Below are 8,721 nucleotides of genomic sequence, written 5' to 3'. Positions count from 1 at the left end.
CAGAACAACGGTTGGGACTGGAACCAGAACAACGACTGGAACAATTGGGGTCAGCAGAATAATGACTGGAACAATTGGGGCGGTCAGCAGCAGAATAACGACTGGAACAACCAGAACAATAACAACAACGGCGGTCAGCCTCAGGGCGGCGGCGTTCAGGCTGGTAAGAAGCTCTGCGCTATCTCATTCGATGACGGTGCATCAGCTACAAGCAGACAGGATCCTGCATACAGGATAATGGACGCTCTTATCAAGAACAACATGACAGCTACATTCTTCTATGTTGGCGACTGGATCAAGACAAACGAACAGGTTAAGTTCGCTTACCAGAATGGTATGGAAGTAGCTAACCATACAAAGTCACACCAGTCACTCGGTTCACTTGGTTCACAGCAGATCAGAAGCGAGTGGGAGCAGTGCAACAGCAAGCTCAAGGGCATCATCGGTGCTGAGCCTTCACACCTCATGAGACTTCCATATCTCGATGGCGGCGGACAGGTTAAGTCAGCTCTCTACGATGTACCGCTTATCAGCTGTGCTATCGATACTCAGGACTGGGATAATGCTTCTAAGGATCAGATCGTAAATACAATCAAGCAGGCTGCACAGAATGGTTCACTTGAGGGTGCTATCGTACTCTGTCACGAGAACTATGCTACAACAGCAGCTGCTATGGAAGAAGTTCTCCCATGGCTCGCACAGAATGGTTACCAGAACGTAAACATCTCTGATCTTGCAGCTGCAAAGGGCAAGACTCTTGCAGGTGGTCAGATCCACACACGCGTTTAATTGAATACGTGAGTATTTGATGATACTATGTGCCGATCACCGGATCGGTGGTCGGCACATCTTAATTAAGATTTCTCCAATTTTAATATCCCCTGAAAGGCAGTCGTTTTACGGCTGTCTTTTCTTTTGCAGAGAAAAACGACTTTTTTAGTGCCCATTATAATAGGTAAGGAATTAAAAATCACTAAAAAACACAGCTGAAAAAGAATATATCTATTGAACTCTCCGTCGGCAGAAGATGTCGGCGGAGATTTTTTTGTGATTTTTTATGCTGAGGATATAACGCAATACTGTCATTTGAGGCGATTTGCAATTTGTAATTATAAAAATATTTTTGCTAAATGTGTCCGATTATGGTAAATGGGTGCGATTATTATTTATAGAAGCGATCGCCCAAAAATATAGAAGGGAGGAATGCAGGTGACTGACAAGGAACTCAGAGCAAAGATGAAAAAGTCCCCTGCTGAAGGAAGAAGAGCATTTTTCGATGAATATTGCAACTACGTCTATGCTATAGTGATAAACAAGCTGAGAAGCTGCTGTAGCCGTGAAGACGTAGAAGAATGTGTAAGTGATGTTTTTCTTGATTTCTTCAGAAGTTTTGATACGATAGGGAAGCGCAACGAAGAACTGAAAGGCTTTATCGGTGTAATAGCCAAACGCCGTGCTATAGATATGTACAGACGTCTTAGCAAGGGCATGGGCAAAACAGTTTCAATAGATGATGACGATTTTGAAGAGATCGCTTCTTCGGAAAATGTAGCGCGCGAAGCAGAAAAGACGGCAAGGAACGAATTGCTGCTTAAAAAAGTGCATGAACTCGGTGAACCAGATTCGACTATAATCATTCAGCAGTATTATTACAACCGAACGACCCTTGAGATCGGAAAGGCTATTTCAATGACTGCTGCGGCAGTTCAGAAAAGAAGTGTGAGAGCGCGAAAGCGGCTTAGATCAATGCTGACTGAGATCGGTGTCAGTATATAGGAGGAGAAAATGTCAGAGAAAACCGATTTTTTTGATGAAATTATTGATGAGAAGACAGTTGAGAAGATATCAGAGGATTTTCCTGTATTATCAGATGAAGAAAAGGAAAGGATATTTTCTGCTGTTGAAAGAAAACTGAATATAGATAACGCTGTAAACACCGACCACAGCGAAGAGGTAAGCGGTGTAGAAGAATATATAAGACCACGCTGGCTGAATTTTATTAGCGTCGCTGCGTCGGCAGCCGTATTGTTCGGCGGTATCGGCGGCAGCCTGTGCCTGATGCATAATATGAAAAATGGCATTTCCGAAGATCCCACACCGGAAGTTACCAGCGAGTCTGTAAGTTCTCCTGCCGAAACTCCTTTCGTATCGGTAAATGCAGATAATGCGGCTGAAAAAGATATTAATTCCGTGCCGAAGACTATAAAAGCCGTGAATGATAAACCTGCGGAAAAAGCGGAAGGGAATGCATTCATATCTCCCGCTGTGGCGGTTGTTTCATCAGATAATGATGAGACATCAGCAGAGGAACAGGCAACAGTTCCTGTTTCAGTGTCGGATATTAATGAGGCAGAGCCTGACGAGTCTGCTGAAATAATCCAGATCGACGAACCCATTACAACAGCTGTTACGGCAGTATCACGCGAAAGCATACAGACAACGGCTGTTATGAGCACATATGATTACGAAAAGCTGGTAGATACAGCTGAGAAGATTATTGATGATTATGACTCCATAAGGAATATTACAGATCTGAACCTTCCCGTTATTGAAGGAAGCAATATCACTGTTATCCGCGAAATGATGACTCCATCGGGTGACGGAGTTTATAACAGGATGCTGGAATACGGACAGGTAGACCCTGATATATATTCCGATATGCAGTCGCTCAAGGAAAGCTTTTACGCAGTGATGTGCAGTTCTGTGATCGAAAATGAGTTCTTTGGCGATGTGTCCTACTCAGGATTCTCTTCCGAAAACATTGTGGTGGATCACGAATACTCATATATCACATATGACGGAAAGCTTTACAGACTGCTGGGCAAGGAAGAGCATGAGCTTGAACCTCTGCATGACAAAAGAGTTGTTGTTTATAATGTAAGCGAATTTGCGTTTACAGCTGAAAAGAATTACGTTGATCTTACTGACGGCAGTATCGTTAAGGTAAAGTTCGGCATAGTAAGAGATTATAAGGCCAACAAGTGGTCTTTGTTAAACGTCTTGAAAGACTGAAAAGGATATTAGAAAAAGGATAAATATAACGATCAATAAATTATTGGATCACAGAAAGGAAAAGAAATATGATTAAGAAGATTTCTGCTATCGCAGCAGCACTCACACTCACAGCTTCAGCAGCAGGTATGGTTCCATTTGCAGGCGAAACTAACGTATTCACAGCATCAGCAGCAGATGAGATAAATAGCCTTCCGCCAAGAGTGGATCTAAGCACATCAGAATATTTCCCTGGTATATTTGATCAAGGCAGACTTGGTTCATGCGCATCGAGCTCTACTACATTTTACCAGTTTACATATGAGGCAAGAAAGGCATTACGCGAAAAATACCCTGATGCTGATATTGATTTTGTCTACTCACCTGCATTTACTTATCCGCAGATAAACGGTGGTGTTCATAGTGGCACAGATGAAAACAATGCATATGAACTTTTTAAGTATAATGGCGCAGTTACTCTGAAAGATTTTCCGTATGACGGAAATTACGGAGTAGAAAAAGATGATAATCAGACATATTATGCACGTAATATCTCAACCGGCAAATACATTTCCAGAAAAGATTATGATGCTCCTGAATTCAACGATAGAGATAGCTATATCATAGACAGTTCTGAAGATCATTATGCTAACTATGTAAGCAGCGAAGTTTATAATAAATTGTCAGATAATGATAAGAAGCAGCTTGAACCTACAGAAGACGGAAGATACAGAAGAATAGGCGAATATATTTCTGAAAATCAGTATAATGCTCTAAGCGAAAATGATAAGAAGTATTATATCCGTGTTATTGACGGAAATAAGTTCCAGGGTAAGTACTTACGTTTTGTACGTGTATTCAGAGCTATTCCAAGAGATGAACAGGCTCTTTTTGATGCACTTAAAATAAGACTTGTTAATAGCTATTCTACATCTCATGCACTGGGATTTATTAAAAAAGTTGATGGAGTTAAAGGCCCTGTACTGGTTTCCAAGGAGGAAGCTGATGCAAGTGCAGAAAAAGTCATCTTGGAAATGAAGCAGGCTCTTAATCAAGGAAAGATCCTTGTAACAGGCGGTTCATTTAATTATGATACAAAGAAAACATACGCTTCCAATGATTTAGCTGCTTATGAATGCAGAACTCAGTCAAGCGGATCACACTCATATACAGTTGTTGGTTATGATGATACTATTAAGTGTGACATAAACGGTGATGGTTTTATTAATCCTAACAGTGAGATCGGTGCATTCAAAATAGTAAATTCATGGGGCGATGATTGGAAAAATAACGGATTCTTATGGGTAATGTACGATACAATTTATCGTGAGAGCCGTACAGGAACAAAGCTTTCAGATGAGAGAACTATTTCTATGAGGAATGCTAATTACATTGACGTTGCTGTAAAGGATATCAAGCTCGTTTCAGAAGCACAGGTCATGACTAATAATTACTTCGATGTTAAGGTTGATAATTCTTGTGATGGACAGCTTCTTGATAATGCAGGTTATAAAAACTTCAGCGCACCTGTAATTTATAGCGGCCCTATATTCACAGATATAACAGGTCTGTGCAGCGATGACCGCGGAAACGGCAGAGAGTATGATATCACTGTAAATAACCGAAATGCTATGGGTGATACAAAGGTGCTTGTAAAGTCTATCTGCATTAAGGACGATAAGGGCAATGTAGTAGCGTCAAAGGAATATGCTGACAAAGCATACAGCGATGCTGTTATCGGAGAAGATTTCAATGATAGCCTCTCTGTTGACCTTCCTAAGGGCGACATGAATTACGACGGCGTTTTAGACCAGAACGACTGGGATAAGGTATCAGAGTATTTCAGAATTAAAATGAGCATTGCCGATTCTAAAGAAAAGGAGAAAGAGGTAAGAGAAAAGTTCTCATTCTTCCAGGAAGAGCTTCTTGACGCTAATGACGACGATGTGATCAATCCTGAGGATTATTACATTCTCGAAGCGAGCCTTAATGCCTGATCGGTATTGACCCTTTAAAAAGTCTCATCATCGGAGCGCATCATTTCTGTGATCTCGGACGCTCCGAATGAGTATAGATGCTGATTTCAGTAAGGAAGTGCGCACTGAAAGCAGCAAAAGCCCCGACATTCCTGAGTCGGGGCTTTTTGTACATATAGCTGTCCGAATTCTGAAAAGGGTATGGATTTGTACTCGCTTTTGTACATTTTATACAATATATATGTTTTTTATATTAGTACATTTCGTTTGGCAATACCACTTATTTTGGTTGACACAAAAGCAGTGTTGTGGTATAATAATATTGTTGATACGGGCAAGGGAGTAAAAATGTCCGTACAAAAAACGTGTATACTTTCAGCAGCACATTTTTATAGCTGCAATAAGGCTTCCTCCCTCAAGGAAGCGATAAATTCAGTAAACTCCATACAAACATATACCATTATCAGACGATGCCGCACTTTTAAGTGCGGTATTGTCGTATATAAAGACTTTTTCTGTCCGCACTTATACTGCGGGCTTTTTTATTATAAAGTATATTGCAGAACTGCCTGTAATAGAGTATAATATAAAAGCTGACGCTTTCCTGCGCAACATTTCAAAATTGTAATGTTGCGTAATATTAAAAGCACGACCAATTTGTTTGGATAGGGTATAATAAGATCATGGAAACAACAAATACCGAAAGGAAATGATCTTATGAAAAATCAAAGTGAACCGAAAAAAATTGCGATCATTACAGAATAAGGAGAGAATAAAATGTCATTACTTAAATTAGAAAATGTTGAAAAATACTACGGAAATAAATCAAGTCTTACAAAAGCAGTTGACAATATTTCCTTTGATGTTGAAAAGGGCGAATTCACAGCTATTATGGGTGCATCGGGAAGCGGTAAGACCACACTGCTCAACTGCATATCAACTATCGACCGCGTAACAGCAGGACATATCTACCTTGAGGATACGGATATAACAAAGCTGAAGGGCAAGGAGCTTAATAAATTCCGCCGCGAAAAGCTTGGATTTATCTTTCAGGACTTTAACCTTATGGACACTCTTACAGCCTATGAGAATATCGCTCTTGCCCTTTCAATACAGAAGTATTCCGCAAAGGACATAGACAAGGCAGTAAAGACTGTAGCACAGCAGCTTGACATAACAGAGGTGCTGAGCAAGTATCCTTACCAGATGTCGGGCGGACAGAAGCAGAGAGTTGCCTCTGCAAGAGCTATCGTAACAAATCCCAAGCTTGTGCTTGCAGATGAGCCTACAGGTGCACTTGATTCAAAGTCGTCAAAGCTTCTCCTTGAAAGACTCAGCTTTCTCAATCACGAGCATGATGCTACTATCATAATGGTAACACACGACTCGTTTTCAGCAAGCTATGCTTCGAGAGTCATCTTTATCAAGGACGGAAAGGTCTTCAACGAGATAAACCGCGGAGCAGACACAAGAAAGGTTTTCTTCAATAAGATAATAGATGTACTTACACTGCTCGGAGGTGACGTAAGCGATGCTCTTTAAGATATCAATGAGCAATATCCGCAAGAGCATGAAGGATTACGCTATATATTTCTTCACTCTTATAATCGGTGTTGCCGTATTCTATATATTCAATGCTATAGAGTCGCAGACAGCCTTCCTCAATATGAATGAGGACAGGAGAGAGATGATACGTTTCCTTACAACGGCTATTTCGGGCGTTAGTGTATTCGTAGCTATAGTTCTCGGACTCCTTATCGTATATGCAAGCCGTTTCCTTATGAAGCGCAGAAACAAAGAATTCGCACTTTATATGATGCTTGGCATGAGCAAATGGAAGATATCCGCACTTCTCCTCTGCGAGACAGTTATTATCGGCGCAGGCTCGCTTTTTGTGGGACTCCTTATAGGTGTGGGACTTTCACAGATAATGAGTGCGGTAGTTGCTAATCTCTTTGAAGCAGATATGAGCAACTACAGATTTACGGTATCTGCATCTGCAATAGTTAAGACTGTGCTTTATTTCGGTATCATGTATGTAGTTGTAATAATAAGAAGCGGCTTTGTTATAAGCAGATGCCGACTCATAACCCTTATGAATTCAGGCAAGCGTTCGGAAAAGATAACCATGAAAAATACATGGGTATGCATGATAGTATTCATTCTTTCTGCCGTAGTTCTCAGCTATGCGTACTATATGGTAGGCTGGAACCAGTGGAATCTCAATACGGACAAGATAATTACTGCAATAATAATGGGTGCTGTTGCTACATTTTTCATATTCTGGTCGGTTGCAGGTATGCTTCTGAGAGTTATAATGTCTGTGAAGGGCGTTTATCACAAGGGACTCAACAGTTTTACATTCCGTCAGATAAGCAGCAAGGTAAACACAACTGTTGCTTCCATGACAGTTATCTGTCTCATGCTGTTCCTTACTATCTGCACACTTTCTACAGCATTCATTATCAGAAATTCTATGAATGAGCAGATAGAAAAAAACTTCCCTATAGATTTTTTTGCTGATTACGGAAAAACGGAAACTATAGACGGAGATGAATATCCGTTGTATTCAAGCATTGATGATGAGTATAGTCAAAAGGGTCTGGATATACGTGATGAATTCAGCGAATACCACAATTTCCATGTTTATTACGATAGAGAGTTTACCTTATCAATATTTATCGGTGACGCTATCAACGACCTTAATGGATATTTCGAGTCTTTTGAAAGTGCAGGAAAAAGCATGGAGCCGATAATGAAGCTCAGCGATTACAATGCTCTTATGAAGCTGTACGGCAAAAAGACTATTGAGCTCAAGGAAAATGAATATGCATTATGTGCTTCCTTTGAGCCTATGGTAGATATATATGACCGCCTTTTCAGTGATAAGCATGAGATAACATTATTCGGCAATACTCTCGCAAATCATTCACACCATACTATAAAAGGTTATATTGCTCCGAAAATACAGCCTATCAATACAGGAATGTTCATAGTTCCGGATTCGATCATCGACGAAGCAAAAGAAGATGAAGGGCTTTTGGTAGCTGCCGATGTTTTTGCAGGCAATTATAAGTCCTCAGACAAGAAAGAAACCGAGAAGATCGAGAAAGAAGTCCTCGAAAAATGGAAAAACGTTATGGGCAACATAATGGGCGAGGAAAATGTCGGTTATTCATACTATACAAATACAAGGATAGAGGCTGCAAATTCGGCTGTTGGTGTAAGTGCCCTCGTTACCTTCCTCGGACTCTATATAGGTTTCGTATTCCTTGTTTCATGCGGTGCGATACTTGCGCTGAAGGAGCTTTCCGAGAGCGTTGACAGTATGCCGAGATATACTATGCTCCGTAAGCTTGGAGTAGAGGAAAAGGATATAACAAAGTCCATATTCCTCCAGACAGGTATATTCTTCCTGCTGCCGCTTCTGCTGGCTTGTCTCCATTCCTACTTTGGAATGAGACTTGGAAAATTCGGACTTGATATGGTAGTGGTTGGAAGCTTCACAAAGCCTATGTTCTTTACAGCAGCAGTTGTTGTGCTGATATACGGCGGATATTTCCTCCTCACATTCTTCGGCAGCAAGTCAATAGTTAAAGAACAAAAGTAAGATCACATGATATAGTTTTTAGGGGCTGGCAGAAATGCCAGCCCTTTTAGTTATCGGTAAAGGGCTGTGTATAGTCAATGCGTAATTATTAATTCGGAATTATTGTGTCCGCTTTGCGGACGGATTTGAATTATAGTGGCTGAA

At 40.7% G+C, this 8,721-nt stretch carries 6 protein-coding genes; all 6 read left to right on the top strand.

The window, feature by feature from the left end:
- Positions 1-789, top strand: a 789-nt coding sequence (locus BUB28_RS06480; RefSeq protein WP_175547810.1) for a polysaccharide deacetylase family protein, incomplete at its 5' end; no start/stop codon positions are given.
- Positions 790-1,203: 414 nt separating this feature from the next.
- On the top strand, positions 1,204-1,776 hold the full coding sequence (locus tag BUB28_RS06475; RefSeq protein WP_242939950.1) for a sigma-70 family RNA polymerase sigma factor: 573 nt from the start codon (positions 1,204-1,206) through the stop codon (positions 1,774-1,776).
- 9 nt (positions 1,777-1,785) lie between these two features.
- Positions 1,786-3,012 (top strand): hypothetical protein, encoded by a 1,227-nt coding sequence (locus BUB28_RS06470; protein ID WP_072949957.1) that lies wholly within the window; start codon positions 1,786-1,788, stop codon positions 3,010-3,012.
- A 68-nt stretch (positions 3,013-3,080) separates the two neighbouring features.
- Positions 3,081-4,988, top strand: a complete 1,908-nt coding sequence (locus BUB28_RS06465; RefSeq protein WP_072949955.1) for a C1 family peptidase — start codon at positions 3,081-3,083, stop codon at positions 4,986-4,988.
- 756 nt (positions 4,989-5,744) lie between these two features.
- Entirely contained in the window at positions 5,745-6,509 is a 765-nt protein-coding gene (locus BUB28_RS06460) for an ABC transporter ATP-binding protein (protein WP_072949953.1), read from the top strand.
- Positions 6,499-8,577 carry an FtsX-like permease family protein gene (locus BUB28_RS06455; RefSeq protein ID WP_072949951.1) on the top strand — a complete coding sequence of 693 codons (2,079 nt, stop codon included), beginning with the start codon at positions 6,499-6,501 and terminating at the stop codon, positions 8,575-8,577. Before BUB28_RS06460 ends, BUB28_RS06455 begins: the two co-directional genes overlap by 11 nt.
- Positions 8,578-8,721 lie beyond the last annotated feature (144 nt).

The sequence above is a fragment of the Ruminococcus flavefaciens genome (assembly GCF_900143025.1).
In the GTDB taxonomy this organism is placed as follows: Bacteria; Bacillota; Clostridia; order Oscillospirales; family Ruminococcaceae; genus Ruminococcus; species Ruminococcus flavefaciens_I.
Note: the sequence above shows the minus strand (reverse complement) of the source record. Positions and strands in the feature narration are given on the sequence as shown.

Coding starts and splice junctions, on each gene's coding strand:
- BUB28_RS06475 (WP_242939950.1), top strand. CDS start 1,204: ATGCAGGTGACTGACAAGGAACTCAGAGCAAAGATGAAAAAGTCCCCT.
- BUB28_RS06470 (WP_072949957.1), top strand. CDS start 1,786: ATGTCAGAGAAAACCGATTTTTTTGATGAAATTATTGATGAGAAGACA.
- BUB28_RS06465 (WP_072949955.1), top strand. CDS start 3,081: ATGATTAAGAAGATTTCTGCTATCGCAGCAGCACTCACACTCACAGCT.
- BUB28_RS06460 (WP_072949953.1), top strand. CDS start 5,745: ATGTCATTACTTAAATTAGAAAATGTTGAAAAATACTACGGAAATAAA.
- BUB28_RS06455 (WP_072949951.1), top strand. CDS start 6,499: ATGCTCTTTAAGATATCAATGAGCAATATCCGCAAGAGCATGAAGGAT.